13 protein-coding genes and 1 pseudogene are annotated in these 16,443 nt (G+C 45.5%); 2 read left to right on the top strand and 12 right to left on the bottom strand.

Annotated elements, in window-relative coordinates; all coding sequences use genetic code 11:
* Positions 1-89: 89 nt before the first annotated feature.
* From TM074_RS00385 to TM074_RS00365, 5 genes are all read right to left on the bottom strand, one after another.
* The gene (locus TM074_RS00385; protein ID WP_369000439.1) at positions 90-2,105 is read right to left on the bottom strand and encodes a YhgE/Pip family protein; all 2,016 of its coding nucleotides are present in this window, start codon (positions 2,103-2,105) and stop codon (positions 90-92) included.
* A 61-nt stretch (positions 2,106-2,166) separates the two neighbouring features.
* Positions 2,167-2,601 carry an Rrf2 family transcriptional regulator gene (locus TM074_RS00380; protein WP_369000438.1) on the bottom strand — a complete coding sequence of 145 codons (435 nt, stop codon included), beginning with the start codon at positions 2,599-2,601 and terminating at the stop codon, positions 2,167-2,169.
* A gap of 180 nt (positions 2,602-2,781) precedes the next feature.
* Positions 2,782-3,696, bottom strand: a complete 915-nt coding sequence (locus TM074_RS00375; protein ID WP_369000437.1) for a hypothetical protein — start codon at positions 3,694-3,696, stop codon at positions 2,782-2,784.
* Between the two features lie 45 nt (positions 3,697-3,741).
* Positions 3,742-5,859 carry a polyribonucleotide nucleotidyltransferase gene (gene pnp / locus TM074_RS00370; protein WP_369000436.1) on the bottom strand — a complete coding sequence of 706 codons (2,118 nt, stop codon included), beginning with the start codon at positions 5,857-5,859 and terminating at the stop codon, positions 3,742-3,744.
* A 279-nt stretch (positions 5,860-6,138) separates the two neighbouring features.
* Positions 6,139-7,335 (bottom strand): hypothetical protein, encoded by a 1,197-nt coding sequence (locus TM074_RS00365; protein ID WP_369000435.1) that lies wholly within the window; start codon positions 7,333-7,335, stop codon positions 6,139-6,141.
* 116 nt (positions 7,336-7,451) lie between these two features.
* On the opposite strand from TM074_RS00365, the gene TM074_RS00360 reads away from it, so the two are divergent.
* Positions 7,452-8,060 (top strand): sortase, encoded by a 609-nt coding sequence (locus TM074_RS00360; protein ID WP_369000434.1) that lies wholly within the window; start codon positions 7,452-7,454, stop codon positions 8,058-8,060.
* 61 nt (positions 8,061-8,121) lie between these two features.
* Here TM074_RS00360 and rpsO read toward each other — a convergent pair whose 3' ends face one another.
* The 3 genes from rpsO to TM074_RS00345 are packed head-to-tail and all read right to left on the bottom strand — an operon-like array spanning position 8,122 to position 10,784.
* Positions 8,122-8,388 carry a 30S ribosomal protein S15 gene (rpsO, locus tag TM074_RS00355; RefSeq protein WP_039326777.1) on the bottom strand — a complete coding sequence of 89 codons (267 nt, stop codon included), beginning with the start codon at positions 8,386-8,388 and terminating at the stop codon, positions 8,122-8,124.
* A 38-nt stretch (positions 8,389-8,426) separates the two neighbouring features.
* The gene (truB, locus tag TM074_RS00350) at positions 8,427-9,083 is read right to left on the bottom strand and encodes a tRNA pseudouridine(55) synthase TruB (protein ID WP_369000433.1); all 657 of its coding nucleotides are present in this window, start codon (positions 9,081-9,083) and stop codon (positions 8,427-8,429) included.
* Between the two features lie 3 nt (positions 9,084-9,086).
* Positions 9,087-10,784, bottom strand: a complete 1,698-nt coding sequence (locus TM074_RS00345; protein WP_369000432.1) for a hypothetical protein — start codon at positions 10,782-10,784, stop codon at positions 9,087-9,089.
* Between the two features lie 159 nt (positions 10,785-10,943).
* On the opposite strand from TM074_RS00345, the pseudogene rpsT reads away from it, so the two are divergent.
* Positions 10,944-11,174 (top strand): annotated as a pseudogene (gene rpsT, locus TM074_RS00340) (30S ribosomal protein S20); the annotation flags it as partial.
* Between the two features lie 190 nt (positions 11,175-11,364).
* Here the strand turns inward: rpsT and holA are convergent.
* From holA to polA, 4 genes are read right to left on the bottom strand one after another with little or no spacing between them, the layout of a single operon-like run.
* Entirely contained in the window at positions 11,365-12,264 is a 900-nt protein-coding gene (holA, locus tag TM074_RS00335; RefSeq protein WP_369000431.1) for a DNA polymerase III subunit delta, read from the bottom strand.
* A complete protein-coding gene (mutM, locus tag TM074_RS00330) occupies positions 12,261-13,229 on the bottom strand; it encodes a bifunctional DNA-formamidopyrimidine glycosylase/DNA-(apurinic or apyrimidinic site) lyase (protein WP_369000430.1) in 969 nt (322 codons plus the stop codon). The genes holA and mutM overlap by 4 nt, the downstream gene beginning before the upstream one ends.
* Before the next feature lie 9 nt (positions 13,230-13,238).
* A complete protein-coding gene (locus TM074_RS00325; protein ID WP_369000429.1) occupies positions 13,239-13,883 on the bottom strand; it encodes a hypothetical protein in 645 nt (214 codons plus the stop codon).
* Positions 13,884-13,904: 21 nt separating this feature from the next.
* Positions 13,905-16,439: a DNA polymerase I gene (polA, locus tag TM074_RS00320; RefSeq protein WP_369000428.1), complete on the bottom strand. Its 2,535-nt coding sequence runs from the start codon at positions 16,437-16,439 to the stop codon at positions 13,905-13,907.
* Positions 16,440-16,443: the final 4 nt, after the last annotated feature.

The raw sequence follows: 16,443 nt of genomic DNA, 5'->3' as shown, positions 1-16,443 counted from the left end.
TTTTGTCAAAAATAGCGCCGCACAATAAGCAAAATACCAACACCACGTAAAGAGGCGCTGGTATTTTAAAATGTTATCGTCAGACAGGACTAATCATCACCATCTACTGAGGTGTGAGCAAATTTACGCTTACCACGATAAATAAAGAAACTTATCATCAGCAAATTAGCTGCTAACAAAAATCCAGCAAGTGCCCACATACTACTGTCATAAAACGCATTGTCTAACCCACCTGATATAGACTGGCGCAACGCTCGGATGGAATAAGTCATTGGTACCAGCGGATTAATTGCCTGGAAAAATCCATTAGCCGTTTGAATCGGGAATGTTCCCTCACTTGAACCTAACTGCAATACCAATAGCACCATTGCCAAAAATCGGCCCGGGTTATCCAGCGTAATCACCATAAACGACACAATAGACATATAGACAAATGACGTCATATAAATTACCCCGATAAAGTGCACTGGGTGTTCTGGAGTCAAACCTAAGCAGTAGACCATAACTAGCATTAGAATCGTTGCTTGAGCGAAAGCCGCCAGGCCAACGACTGATGTCTTAGCCAACCACCAACGAAAAGCACTTTCCTGATCGGCAAAAGTCTTACGAATTGGGTAAATGACATTCAGAACAATCGCCCCAACAAACAAGCTCAACGACAATACGTATGGCGCCAGAGCATAGCCGTAATTTGGAACATCACCCTTTGCTGTTGTCTCCGACTTAACTGGATTAGCGATATGCTCCTGAGTCGCTAATCCCGTCGGCTGAGCTTTAAGCTTATTAGAAGCATCTGCCAACTTAACGGAAAGCACATCTATGCCATTAGCTAGTCGAGCACTACTGCCAACCAACGTTCCTGAACGATTACTCAACACGCCAGCGCCGTCAGCTAATTTCTGACTACCAGCTTGCGCCTTAGCTAAGCTACCACTTAACGACGTTACCCCGGATAGTAATTGGCCATTTGCACCCCTGAGACTATTATAGCCATTAAGTGCAGTATTTACATTTGGCACGAGTTGGCTCACACCACTGTTAAGCGCAGCGACTCCTGTCTGTAGTTGTGATTGTTGCTCCGACAATTGGCGGGTAAGCGTTTGTAAATCCTGAAGTAATGTAGCCACCTGAGTAGTAATTGTTTGCGTCTTACCAAGCGCCTGAGAGATTTTACTTATTTGAGGCAACGTTATAGTTGTCATACCATGACCAGAAGCCATTGCCTGAGCACCCAAATCTTTCACTACTGCCCCCGCCGTAGATAGGTCTACCACCGACGCTTGCACAGTTTGCGCCAAAGCTTGAGCCTCAGTCTGCACTTTATTTTGCTGAGCGAGGATCGCTGGAGATGGGTGATACACACTATAATTTAGTTGATTAATGCCGGTTTGCAATTGCTTCACCCCACTTGTTAGTTGCGCAACTTGAGATTCACTAGGTAGACCATTTGACATCTTCCTAAGAGCCGTCTGCAATTGCTGTGCCCCACCGTTTAATTGCACCAAACCATCAGTCAAACTATGCTGACCTACCGCTAGTTGATTAACTCCGCCAGCATACGCTTGAACGCCACCGTGGAATTGGGCCAAGCCACTGTGCAGCTGCGCCGTCCCGTTGGCAGCCGACTCTAAACCTACCCCCAGCTTATCTATACTCTCCAACACCCCTTTAGCGTATGCCTTAGTGACTTGCTCAGAGACTGAAGACTTCACTCTCTCGGCCGCCTGATTACTCACCAATGAACCAATATAGTTCTTGGCCGGTGTAGTGGTAAAATTGATAACCGCTTGTTGAGGCTGGCTGCCAGTGATTGACGCCACCTTCTCCGAAAAGTCAGATGGAATTTCCACTACGGCATAGAAATGACCACTCTCTACGCCGCTAGACGCCTGTTTTTTACTAACAAACTCCCATCCCAAATCATGATTATCTTTCAATTTTTGCTGCACCGATTGACCAACATTCAATGTTTGACCGTTTAAGACAGCGCCCCCGTCTTCATTAACAAGTGCTACTGGGAGATTTTTTGTTTGACCGTATGGATCCCAAATTGAACCTAAGAAAAATCCGCTATACATAATCGGAATAAACGAGATCACCAACATAGATATAAGGAGTATTTTGTTTTTAAATAAATGCCGCCACTCGGCTCGTACCATATTATTTTTAATCACAAGAAACCTCCCGAGTAACATCTTCTAGCGTCACAGTTTTTAGGTATTCACTCCACTTTTCCTGAGCCTCAGAAAAAACTTTTTCAATCATGTTCATGCCAATTTTCACTTGACGACGGCGCGACGCAAAAACCCGCCCAATAACTCCTTTAGGCTGAAAAAATGGCGCATTGCCCTCAATTGCCAAGACTACATCATGTAGTGTTACCCCCTTCATTTCTCTTGCCAAAATAAATCCACCTCCGGCACCCTGTGTCGAGGTGATTAATTTTGCCACTACTAACTTACGACTAATTTTCTTCAAATAAGTTGGCGAAACCGACATTTTTTCCGACAAAGTATCATTAGTTATCGGCGTTTTTTGTTTCGGATCGGCTAAAATTGCCATGATACAACACGCTTGTTCGACAGCCCCTGATAATCTCATATAGGTCCTTTCTCAAATTAGATATAATGGATATCGACTATCTACTATACTACCCTTAGACAGATTTTACAAGCAACTTGGAGTCAACTATATCTCCAATTACTGAAGTAGATAATAGGCATAACTTTACTCTAACAAAAAACGCCCCGTAAAAACGAGGCGCTCATGACCTACAAAAATCTATTTATTGGCTTTATCTTCTAATACTTTTTGTAAATTATCAAGGTTATCTTTCAATCTCTTAGCAATATCCTTTTTGTAATTAGGTCTTGGAGTCGTTGGAACTTCAGGTGACGACAAAGATGTTTGGCCATTTGTTCTTACATAGTCCTGCCTATAGGCTGCTGCTGCTACGTAATATTGCTTCATCTCCGCATAATGCTTTTTCAAGTCTTCACCATATTTCTTAGCAATATCATTATCAGACTTAATCATGTTGTCCAGGGCGTTTATACAATTTTTCATGACAGAGTCAAAATCTTGTTCGATTTCATCTTTAGATTTCTCAAAATATTTATTTGCCCGAGGAACTCTACAATTAAAGTAAGCCTTTTCTTTATGAAAAATTGCAATATATTTTAAGTAAGGCTTCATCTCGTCATTCCACGCGTTCAGATACTTGTCGTAAGCCTCCTTAACATCTTTGTCCTTAAAGGCCTTATTAGCGACAAACTTAGCATGAGCTTCGTCAACTGAGTTTATAATTTTATTTATAACCTCTTCGTAATCATCACTTTTTTTCACATCCTTAAATAGATCCTTAGGCTCAGACAGTTTCATTTGCGGCACTAAGCTTGCTGCGTCTTTATAATCACTCTTACTTGGACCACTCAAGAATATAATAGCCAGGACTACACCAACGATGATGATTATTAGCCCAATTACTCCGCCAATAATTCCCCATAAAACACCTTTACTCATTTTCTTTTTTGGAGGCATTTGGTATGGAGATTCCATGACTGGCTGCTGTGGGACTTGTTGGAATTGTGGTGGTTGTTGTGGAGCCTGTTGGAATTGAGGCTGTTGAGGCGTAGCTTGTTGAAGTTGTGGCTGTGGTGGTATTTGCTGCTTCTTATTATTATTGCTATTATCCATTAGAAATTTAATCTCCTGAAATTATGCTTTTTCATTATTATACATTTACAGACCGATCATCGTCAAATTGATCTTACCGCGCTCATCAATTCCAGTAATTTTTACGCGAACCAACTGACCCTCTTTAACTACATCAGTCACTTTATTAACTCGACCTTCAGCTAGCTTTGAAATGTGTACCATACCGTCAACACCCGGTAAGATATTTACAAAAGCACCAAAGTCCTTAATACTGACAACCTTACCATCATAGACCTTGCCAACTTCTGGCTCCTCGACCAAGCTCTTAATCCAATTCAGTGCCTTTTCAATTGATTCACTATTCGGGCTAGCTATTGTGATCAAGCCGTCTTCCTTAATATCAACTTCAGCACCGGTTTCTGAGGTAATCTTATTGATAGTCTCTCCACCCTTGCCGATAACCGCGCCAATCTTATCTGGATCAATCTTAATCTTCTCAATTCGTGGCGCATACGGACTAAGTTGATTACGCGGGGTAGCTAGCACGCTCAGCATATGTTGCAAGATGTGCGCTCGACCAGCCTTACTCTGCTCAATCGCCTGACGCAGCACCGCCACCGGTAAGCCGTGCACCTTCATATCCATCTGGAGAGCGGTAATTCCCTTTGCTGTACCTGTAACCTTAAAGTCCATATCACCGGCGAAGTCTTCAGCATCGGCAATGTCACTCAGTACATACGGCGTATCACCATCCATCATCAGACCCATAGCAATTCCACTGACTGGAGCCGACAATGGTACGCCCGCATCCATCAACGCCAAGCAGCTTGAACAAGTTGCTGCCATCGACGTTGAGCCGTTCTGGCTCATTATTTCTGTCACCGAACGAATGGCGTATGGAAAGTCTTCTTCGGTTGGCAATACTGGCAACAATGCTCGTTCCGCTAAATAACCGTGCCCAATTTCACGTCGACCCGGGCTACCCATTCGCTTAACTTCACCGACTGTATAGCCTGGCGCATTATAATGGTGCATATAACGTCGCTCGCCATCATTAATTTCCATAGTGTCAACTAGTTGTGAATAGCTCAGCGGCGCCAAAGTAACAATGTTCATACCCTGCGTCACGCCGCGAGTAAACAGACTGGAGCCGTGAGCGCGCGGCAAGAAGCCAACTTCCGAGCTAAGCGGACGAATTTCTGTCAATTGTCGACCATCAGGACGGACTTGTTCTGCAACAATTCCCTGACGTACATCTTTATGAAGCGCCAAAGTAAACGCCTCATCATAATCACCACGTACCTCATTATATTCTTCCTCATCCATACCAAGTTTTTCCGCCATCGACTCATGGAATTCAGCACGAATCTGACTAATCATTTCATTACGCTCTGGATATGGGCGACGAAGTTTTTCACCAAACTTACCCCTAGCCCACTCATCAACTGTCTGCTGAATTGATTCATCTGGCAAGATTAAAGTATATTCCTGCGTAGCTGGAGCAACTTTTTCCGCCAATTCCCGCTGCAAGACAATCGCTGGCTGCATCATCTGGTGCGCCCATGCCATAGCATCAACAATAGTCTCCTCAGAAACTTCCTTAGCGCCAGCCTCAACCATAGTGATGCCACTTTCAATACCAGCCACCACCAAATCAAGATCCGACTTCTCACGCTCTTCCGAAGTTAAGAAGGCCTTAAATTCTCCGTTGACGCGACCGACACGCAAACCAGCCACTGGACCATCAAAAGGCGTGCCAGTTAGCATTAAGGCACTAGACGCCGCAATCATCGCAATAACATCTGGGCGGAAATCAGGATCCATACTTAGTACGGTTGCCACAACCTGCACCTCTTGGCGGTAACCCTTCGGAAATAGCGGACGAATTGGACGATCAATCAACCGACCAATCAGCACAGCCTCGTCACTTGGACGACCTTCACGCTTAATAAATCGACTACCGGAAATTTTACCTGCTGCATAAAATTTTTCTTCATAGTCAATTGACAATGGAAAATAGTCCATCTGAACTGGACGACTACTCACCTGCGCACTACCCAAAACCACAGTATCGCCGTAACGCACCAGCACACTACCAGTTGTCCGAAAGCCAACACGGTTTACTTCTAGTGTCAGCGGACGACCACAAAACTCAGTGGTAACGCTAAAAATCTCCTTGCCACTTGGATTAATAATTGCCATAGATCCTCTCTTTCTCGCAAAGACAGTAACAGGTGCATGCGTGCTGGTTTACCGGTCAACACACCACACATCCATCACCGTCTGCGGGTTATATTCGCGTATTTTATTATATCACAGCGGTGTGCGCTTTATAGGCTTTATAGAAAGCCAAAACTAGACACAATCCACTCTGAAAATCAATCTCCTTTGATGAACGGCAGCTCACCATACAATACACGTTACATTTGCTCCTATGGCGCCCGGCCTAACCGTTTAACTCTGTTTGCTGCTTCGTATTTCCTACAAATCAGCCAGCTCTCTAGCGTCCGGATCTTCGCCACGCAATACGGCGTGAACACGCTTATCAGCCTTATAGGTTGCCGGAATCTCTCCTAGTGCTTTTAGGACATTCTCTGGGCTTGACGGCCTATACGGCGAGACGGGGGGAGCAATGACTATATCCCTTGTCTCGGGGTGTGCCAATATCCGAATAGCGACATCAGTAGCGGCTCGAAGATAGTGCGGTGAATCTGTAACGATACTAAGAGGATACTCTTTATTGCGCTCTAGGACACCCAAATCTAGTAGTTCTTTGATCTGACTATCACTCGTTGGCCGTGGAACACCGCGCTTTCTCGGCACCGCAGCAGCATTTAGCAATGTTGCACGAGTTCCATCGAGCAAGTGATACGTTACTAAGACATTTTCTCGATCCGGAACACCCGGTATACTTGGCCGGCTTTCGCTAGGTGCAGTCTCCTCAATACCATTCTCCCAGTCAATTAAGCCATGCACGTCAAAGTAAGCCTCAAGACCCAGCCGTCCAATCGCCATCTCCGTGGCGAATGCTTCACCCCAACTACCAGCCTCAACCTTTTTGCGTAGCTCATCCCGTAGCCAAGGTGATTTTTCCTTGAGCCTATCCATGTCAACACCGCCAAGCGATCTTGATACTGCCGCCAAAATGGCATCAGGATTTTTCTCAGTCGGTATACCGCTCCAGCGTTGGCGCTGTCCAACTAGTAAATACGTGTCCTGAACAGCGATATCTCGTGGATTTTTACCTCGCGCAGCCTGTAGACGTTTTGGCATCTCTTCTGCTGATCCACCTAGAACAATACTACTACCATACTCTACGGTACTATCGGCCGGATTTGACTCTAGAAAACGCATATCACCATAGTGTAGCTGTTCAGCCAACGGTCGCAACCTAGGATAGTTTTCCTCATTAACCCGCACCTTACCGTCGCCACCTTCCATAGTGCCATGCTGGACACCCATAAAGCGCGCCCACATGAAATCTCGCGAACCTGACGCCAAATCACCACTTTCAATATCATTGGCAGCTGCCCGCGCGGCTTCAGCAAATTGCTGGTTAGAACGATCTGTTGCGATAACGCCTAAGATTTTGATTATAGACTGCCGATTTTCTTCATCAAGAAACTCTCTTTCCGGCACCCAGAGTGGCTTATTAGGGAGTGTAGGTTCTTTATTCATAATAGTAAATTATAGCATAAAAATCATAATAATTCAACCCCCATTACCTCATGTAGCACACCACTCCTATCCCCACCCACGATTATACAGTATGAGTATAGTGCTATAATTGAGTCATGTCACTACAATTGAAGTCGTCAACAAGACAGTCAAAAAACTGGAAAGTTCGCCTTCCTTCTATAATTGCGACTATAATGATTATTAGCGGACTGTATACACTTGCTATTGCCATAACACCGTTTATATTGTCACAAACTATTGATCAAAAGAATAACTCCACCACCCAACTGATCAGCAAAACAGAAAATAAAATCACTGAAAATCGACTTTATATCCCAAAAATTGATATTAATTTGCCGTACGCACCTGGCGGTGCAGAAACTATGGAACACGGCGCTTGGTGGCGTAAACCAGAGAATGGCAATCCGAAGGATGGTGGCAATTTTGTTTTATCCGCACACCGTTTTATTATGGGCTTGACCCCTCAGCAAACACTTAGAAAATCACCATTTTACAATATTGATAAGCTGACAGTTAGCGATGATATTGTTATCGATTATAACGGAGAGCGCTACATTTATGTCATCAGCGAAAAACGTAGCGTTAAGCCAGAGGCAATAGAAATCGAACAGCGCACTGATCAGCCACAACTAACTCTCTATTCCTGTACTTTAGGCGGCGCCAATGACGGACGTGACGTACTTATCGCCAAATTGAAAAAATAATTGCCATTACAAAAGTCCCCTTCTCGCCGAAGGGGACTTAAGCAGTTTTCCTAACGTAAAATTACTTACGCAAACCTAACTTGGCAACAACTGCTTTGTAGCTCTCAAAATCAGTTCGCTCCAAATATTTCAGCAAGCGCTTACGCTTACCAACCATTTGAATCAAGCCGCGGCGCGCCATGAAGTCGTGCTTATTCGCCTTCAGATGCTCCGTAACCTCTTTGATACGAGCCGTCAAAACTGACACCTGAGCCTGTGGGCTACCGACGTCGTTTTTATTGACCTGAGTCAAAGCAATTGCTTTCGCTTTATTATCTTTGCTAATCATAGCCCTGTCATTATACCAAATTACTCAGCTTTTTGCAATTAGATAGTAATTCCAAAATCCGCTAAAGTCTTCGCTTCCCTAATAGAATAATCGGCTATTTGTGTGCGCCGCAAATTCTCACAATACGCACCCGTATTTAATCTATCACCAATATCCACCGCTAATGTTCGGATGTAAGTTCCGCTAGAAACATGAGTTTTGATTCTTAACTTAGGATATTCATAGGACAACAATTCCAACGAATAAATCTCCACAGTGCGCTTCGGAATCTCCACTCGCTTCCCTTCGCGAGCCAATTTGTAAGCTCGCTGACCGTTAATTTTTATTGCACTAAAAATAGGCGGGGTCTGCTCAATTTTCCCCGCAAACTGACCGATTACCTGTTGGACTTCCTCTAAACTCGGCTTATAATCAGATACTTCGACAATTTCGCCCTCAGGATCGCCAGTTGAACTATTTTTACCCAGGATAATCTCCGCCTCATACCATTTATCTAGCTTGGTAAACGTCTCGGCTTCCCGACATTTCTTTCCTGTCACAATAATCATTAATCCTGTCGCAAACGGATCAAGCGTGCCCGTATGGCCAACTTTCACTTTCTTACCCGCCTGATTAGATAAAACTCGCCGTAAGCGCGCCACCACCCCAAAGCTAGTCAAACCTTGTGGCTTATCGATAAGAATGATTTCATCCATCAACTATTTTTGCCCTGGAATCTGGAATTGACCTGGATTAAATTCCCCGGTATTTTGAATTGGCTGAGTCGGCAACGCTGGCGCTGGAGCTACTTCAGCGGCTACCGGTTCAGGCGCTACGCCTAGTGGCGAAAGTTGCGGCAATCCAGCAGTATCAACACCGATTGGCGCTGGCGGCATTGGCGGCATTGCACCAAAATCTGGAATTGCTGGTGGCATTGGTAAAGAAATCTCGTTAGCCGTATTCTCAGGTTGTAACGGAGCAGCTAAAACAGGCTCAGGAGAGACACCAACTTGATTTGGCTCTACAGCCAACGGCGTGCTTAGTTGGTTTGTATCATTGGTAATTGCCGCAATAATTGACTCATCAGATTGAGGAGCAACAGGTATTGTCGACAATCTTTGTTCAGCATTAGTTGTAGCAAATGGGTCAATTTTTGGTGGTTCATCAGAAGCCCCCATAGCCGCATTCAACGGCGTGTCGCCAAATGATGGTGTGCTATCACCCACATACTTACTATGAGTTAAGATAGTCTTATTCTGGTCACTAGCTAGCGCCCTTATCTTATCCTCGGCAGCCTGCGTAGTAGTCGCATTTAACGTGCCGCCCATCAATGGAGTTTCCTCAAAGGAAAGCTCTTTAGAGACTATTTTTTCACTAGGCTGCTCTTCCTCTACTCGAATTTCTTCCTTAATCGGCTCGATGTTGGCTAATTTCTCTTCAGCAACCCTAGCAGACTCTTCCTGCTTTTCTTTTACCGTCTGCTCAGCTACTTCATCAACGTCGCCCTTCTTTTCGTGACTAATTGACAACGTTCCGTCTGCCTGCTCTGATTCTTCGGCTTCCTCTACTTCATCTGCCTTATCTTCAGATGAATCATCTTTGTCTTTGGCTGGAACTTCTTTTTTGACTTGCTCAATTTCCTTAGGCTTATCTTCTGTCTCACTCTCGGCAATCTTTGATATTACTAATTGCTGATTTGCCCCCGCCGCCATCAGTTCTGCCGCAGTGGTCATCACCTTTGATGAAGTATTGTCGTTACTAAAGCGATCAGTAACCGCCACAATTCCCGTCAACAGTGCGGTTGCCATCTGTTCATCCAAAGTTACCTTCGGCGTCTTCAAGTCATTAATCAGCTCAACAATCATCTCACTTACACCACTAGTACTACCCTCATGCCAATCAATCGACCCCAAGCCACTCTTTACGTCGCCCGCTGTTATCGAAATGACCGTAGCATCATGCAAAATCTTACCGTGTGCCGTTAATGCTGTATCAATGCTCTCACTATTCTCAACATTCAACGCCAAAACTAACTCAACATTATAATCACCCTGTGAGAATTCTAGGTCTTTGTCAGAAATCGTCGTTCGGTATGGCGTAATAAAAATCTTCACCGCATCATCAACAAGTTTATAGCGCAAATGATCAGCCTTTTCCTTATCTAAGGCAATAATAAAGTCACGTAAAGAATCTGTTGTCTGCTCAAACGTTTTATCGGGATTAAGAAAAGTAATAGCTGGCGGAATATCACCACTAAACACCGCTGTAGCGTGTTTGCCAAGTTTGTTAAGGAAAATCGTCAGTCCTAATGCTGCCGATAATTCATCGACCGACGGGCTGGAGCTGACAGTCACCAAAATATTAGTTACATCCTTGATGCTCTGGACTACTTTTTGTTTTGCTGATCCGTTTGACATGACTTTTCCTATGTTTGTTTTTTGTAATTACGCTTGGCATCACTATACCATAAGCACTACCATAAAGTCAATATCTGTACCGCCTCTTTACAATTTGGACTGTTTTCTGTATAATTCTTCCTGATTAGCGATACAAATCTATAGAGGTAAAGGAGTAACATGCCAATAATCAAATCCGCCATCAAGCGCGCTAAACAAACTCTAAAACGCCGTGAACGCAATATCGGCATTAAAAAAGATATCAAAACTGCCGTTAAAGCTTTCTCTGCAACCCCAAGCGCCAAGACGCTTTCTGCAGCTCAAAGTGAAATCGACACCGCTGTTAAAAAGGGCCTGATTAAAAAGAATACTGCTGCTCGCCGAAAAAGCGCGTTGAGTAAAATTGCTAAAAAAGCAGGCGTTACTTTAGAAGCTGCCAAAAAGCCAGCAACCAAGCCAGCTACAACTAAAAAACCAGCAGCCGCTAAGAAAACTACAGCTAAAAAGGCTCCAGCAAAGAAGCCAGCTACTAAGAAAACTGAAAAGTAATTCATTAGTTATTTTTCTTATAACACTCCAGCCTGTCTGGGGTGTTTTTATGCTAGCCGATGTCAGCCAAAGCCACCTCTATAAGAAGCCACGGATTGACCGAGGTTGTTTTCATCTGTAAATCAGCCCTAAATAAAGCCTCGTTAATTCGCCTCAACCGCTTTTTATCAATACCTTTTGACAATGAGGCCAATCGCCGTAAAACATACGGATTAACAGAAAAATCTGATGCCACCGCACCACTATCACCATCCGCTAAAATTAATGCCGTTAAATTGGTTGACTGAGAGGCTAATAATCCCATCGTCTGATAAGCACCATCAATGCCACTTTCCGACTCCAGATAGCCAATTATGGCGTGAACCTTATCACGGTCTCCCGCTAACGCCGAAACGAACAAATCAAATACGTTTTCTGATCGCGCCAGCGGAATAAAATCATCAATCAATTCATCTGTAACGTTCTCCGCTAACGCTAGCTGGTCCAGAAAATTGCTCAATCGTAACTGATCAAACCCTAAGCGGCCAACAATTACCTCTGCCTGCTGGTTCGTTAAATCATATCCACGATTTTTTGCCTCTGCCTGGCACCACTTTAAAAGTTGCGGCTTTTGGCGCTCGCTTAACGGCAAAAACTCTCGAACCTGAGCATTTTTTTGAAGCCATTTGTAAGTCTTTGTTCGCTTATCAATTTTATCTTCTACCAGAATAATTGTCCTATTTTCGTCAAACTTCATATCTGGTAGTTGCGACCATACCTCATTATTTTCACTTAATCTCGAAATCAAATATCTTGAGGAATCCATAAATAATGTTTGACCAATTGCTATTTCCTGCATACTATTTAGCGACAGACTCTCACCATCGTGACGCTCCACATTCTCACCGCCAATCAGCTCCGTTAGCGCTGCTCGCTTTTCAAACTCATTTTCACCATAAAAAAGATAGATCATTCTGCCTCTACCTGACACACCGGACAAACATGTGTCCCACGGCCAGAAACTTTTAATTTCACAATTTCCTGGTCAGGATGAAGGTGGCACGGCTGACCTTCCCGACGAAATACATGAGCAAACGTCAGATAATTACCCTTCCGACCTTCGGCATCAACATAATTCTTATCCGTTGAACCACCCTGATCAATGCTTAATTGCAAAATCTGGCGTAGCTCGTTAAATAAAGTTGCCAGCTTCTCATCACCAATATTTCTCACTCGAGTTTGAGGGTGAATTTTTGCCGCCCACAAAGCCTCATCGGCGTAAATATTACCCACCCCAGCAATTACCGCCTGATCAAGAAATGCCGGCTTAATCATTGAGTTTTGGCGACGACGAATCCGCTTAATAAAATCTTCAGCACGAGTCTGTGGATCAAGCGGTTCCGGCCCCACTTTTTTCATAAATGGCAGATTCTTTATCTCGTCAGTCGGCAGCAGTTTCATCCAACCAAATTTGCGCTGATCGTTAAAAAATAGTCGCGACCCGTCCATAAAATCAATCTGCACTCGTGTCGATCGATCGGGCAACTCGCCAATTAGACTATCATTTGGATGACCACCAGCAAACTCTCCAATATTGCGAGTGGTATCCGCAGAAAAATCTTGGGCAACTTTACGTGGGTCCCGAGATATTTTTGAGGATATCCGAGCAATACGACGAGAGTCTTGACGAAAAATAAGTTGCCCTGTCATCTTCAAATGAATCACCAGTGAGTAGTTAGTGTCTAAATCAATCATTAATACTTTTGCTCGCCGCCGCACCGCCTTTACACGCGCACCGTGTAAAAAATGCTCAACGTCAGCAGGCGAATTTGGAAAACTCTTAGGCGAGTCAAAGACTTTTGCTCGCACTATAGATTGGCCAGGTAGTAAATCTGCCAAACCGCGGCGCACTGTCTCAACTTCAGGTAGTTCCGGCATATATCAATCCTATAACTTAAACAGAGCCTCTTCCTGACTCAGGCCAATACCAGCCGCCATCTTCTTACCATCAGGAATTTGCTTCAAAAACATATCTAAGATTTCATTAACATTTGCCTGAGCCGAACCCTTAGAACCACTACAATCCGATGTCCATAAACTCTTCACGACTGAATTATCCTTCAGTGTCTCAAATTTATACACTTTGCCACTAGCACAGATACCACGTAAATCGTTTTGCTGCTCAGTAAGTTGCGTACCGTTCATCATTTTCCGCTTATCAAGCGCATAGACCAACTCCGTATAAGCCTTCATATTGTTGTCTAATTTTTTCTGATTAATTTCTTTATCCAGATAACCTTCGTACGTTGTCATATCACGAGAACTTGGCGAGATAATAACGCTATACGATCGAAAATTCTCATTAGCTACAATTGGGCCACGAACTGTTAACCGCACCGCCCTGCCTTCCTCTGTTGACAGCAGCGCAACTTGACCCGTGTTAACATTCTGATCTGTTTGTCCTGAATCATTTTTACCAAATAAAGCTCGACCAATTGCAATAACCGCCGCCACTGCCACAATAGTAATGACAATAACTAGCAAGATTGGTACAAATCGAGAAAATGAATTGCGTCGCTGGGTGTATTTCATGGCGTAATTATACCATATTTTTTATACTTCATCCCAATGAGCACCCATGCCGACGTCAACTTTTAATTTAATTGGCAGATCTGGACAAATACCTTCCATTTCCGCACGCATTATTTCGCTGACCCGCTCAGCGTCTTCCGCTCGGCACTCCACTAAAATTGAGTCGTGAACTTGCAGGACCGGTTCAGCCAGCCCAGCCAATTTGTCCTCCAGTCGAATCATCGCCAGCTTCATCAAATCCGCTTCCGTACCCTGAATCGGCATGTTCATCGCTGCCCGCTCGGCCGCTGAACGCACCATAAAATTGCTCGACTTAACGTCTGGCGTTGGCCGCCGCCGGCCAAAATAGGTCTCAACAAAGCCCTGTTCGCGCGCTTGAACTAAAATTGTATCCAGATACTGGCGGATTGGCTGGCGCACCGCAAAATAGTGTTCAATGAACTGTTTTGCCTCGTTAAAGGTCATGCCGGTGGCCGCCGCCAAGCCGTGCGGGCTCATGCCGTACAGCACCCCAAAATTGATCACCTTAGCCGCCCGCCGCTGTGCTTTCGTCACCTGATCCATCGGCACGCCGTAGGTCTCGGCCGCCGTCTTGGTATGAATATCGACATCGCTATTAAAATCGTTAATCAGCTGCTCATCACCCGCCAGCACCGCCGCCAGCCGCAGCTCAAATTGTGAATAATCGGCACCAACAAAGACCTTGCCCTCACTCGGCACAAACGCCTGGCGAATTTTCCGACCCAGTTCTGTGCGCACCGGAATATTCTGCAAGTTGGGATTTGTGCTGCTTAGCCGCCCGGTGCTGGTGACGTCTTGATTAAACGTGGTGTGAATCCGCCCGTCCCTAGCCACCAACTTTGGCAGCGCTTCAATGTAGGTGCTGATCAATTTAGTCAGCTCCCGGTACCGCTCAATCAGCTCAATGATTGAGTGTCGGCCGCGCAGTTTATCCAGCTCTTTCTGCCCTGTCGAATAGCCGGTTTTACCCTTTTTGATACCGGTCGTTGGCAGCCGTAATTTGGTAAATAACACCTCAGACAGTTGCGCCGGACTAGCGGCATTGAACTCGCGCCCAGCCATCGCATACATTTGTTGTTCAAGCTGACCCACCTCCGCCCTCAACTCCTCGCCCATCCGCTCAAGCAGCACCGTGTCCAGCTTCATACCACGCTTTTCCATCTGAAACAGCGGCCAAATCACCGGAAAATCAAACTCGCGAAGCACCCGGGCAATCTGCTGATGCGCCGCCATATAATCCTGCTGCTGGCGGTATATTTGGTGTAATCGTGCCAGCTGCCGCTCTGGCGAATTATCCTCAGAAAAATCGCCAGCCAGTGCCGCTAAACTACGGTCGCGCCTCAGCGGATCGATCAAAAACGCCGCCTGCCCAACATCCCAGACCTCATGAAACCGCACCGTCACACCGTGAGCATCCAGCGCATAATACAGCCCCTTGACGTCCGCCGCGATCACCACGCCCTGCGCCAATAACTGCCAAACATGTTGACCAACCTCACTGATCTTGGCCCGCCACGCCACGCCAGGCTTGGAATTAATATAGACCATATCCGGTTCCGATGGATCAATATAGATAATATTTTCTGCCTCAAACAGCGGCTCAGCTGGCAGATTTTCAACGCGTGGCAATTCCAACTCCACCGTCTCCGCCACCTCATCCGACGCCTGCATTGTCTTTGGCAGCCGCCCAATCAGCGAATGAAACTCCAATTTCCGCAAAATCTCCGCCACCCGCGCAAAGTCACAGTCGTTAACATCGGCCACCCCCCAGTCCAGTTCCACCGGTGCGTCTGTCCAAATTTCCGCCACTTGCTTGGTCAAATACGCCGATCTGCGACCCGCTTCAAGCTTTGTCCGCAAAGCGCCTTTTTGCTCATCCACATGCGCGTACACCCCGTCCAGCGTGCCATATGTTTGCAATAATTTCACGGCCGTCTTTTCACCAACGCCCGGTACGCCCGGCAAATTGTCGCTCGCATCACCCTTCAACGCCTTCAAATCCAAAAACTGATCCGTCCGAATACCATATTTTTGTTCAAAATATTCCGCCGTAAATTCCTCAATATTCCTCAGGCCATTTTTCATGGCATACACTTTGGTGAGAGGCGACACCAATTGCAGCGCATCCAAATCCGACGTCAGTAGACACGTCTGCACGCCACGCACTTCCGCTTGCCTGGCAAACGCGCCCATGATGTCGTCCGCCTCATAATCATCCAGCTCATACAGTGGCCAGCCGAACGCATCCAGCAGTTCGTGTAAAATCGGAATTTGCTGATAAAAATCATCAGGCGCTGGCTTACGACCCGCCTTGTACTCTGGATACAGTTCCCGCCGCTTACGGATATTGGTGCCGCGCTTATCCCACGCCACCGCCACATAATCCGGCTCCAATTTCTTGATCAGCTCAATCGCCAAACTCACAAATCCATACACCCCGCCGGTCGGCGTACCGTCCGCCATCGACAATCCAGGCATGGCATAATACCCGCGGTAAAACACCGACTTACCGTCAATAACAACTAGACGCTTCATATTT

It is taken from the genome of Candidatus Nanosynbacter sp. TM7-074 (assembly GCF_041006295.1).
In the GTDB taxonomy this organism is placed as follows: Bacteria; Patescibacteriota; Saccharimonadia; order Saccharimonadales; family Saccharimonadaceae; genus Nanosynbacter.
This window is presented reverse-complemented; position numbering and strand designations above follow the sequence as displayed.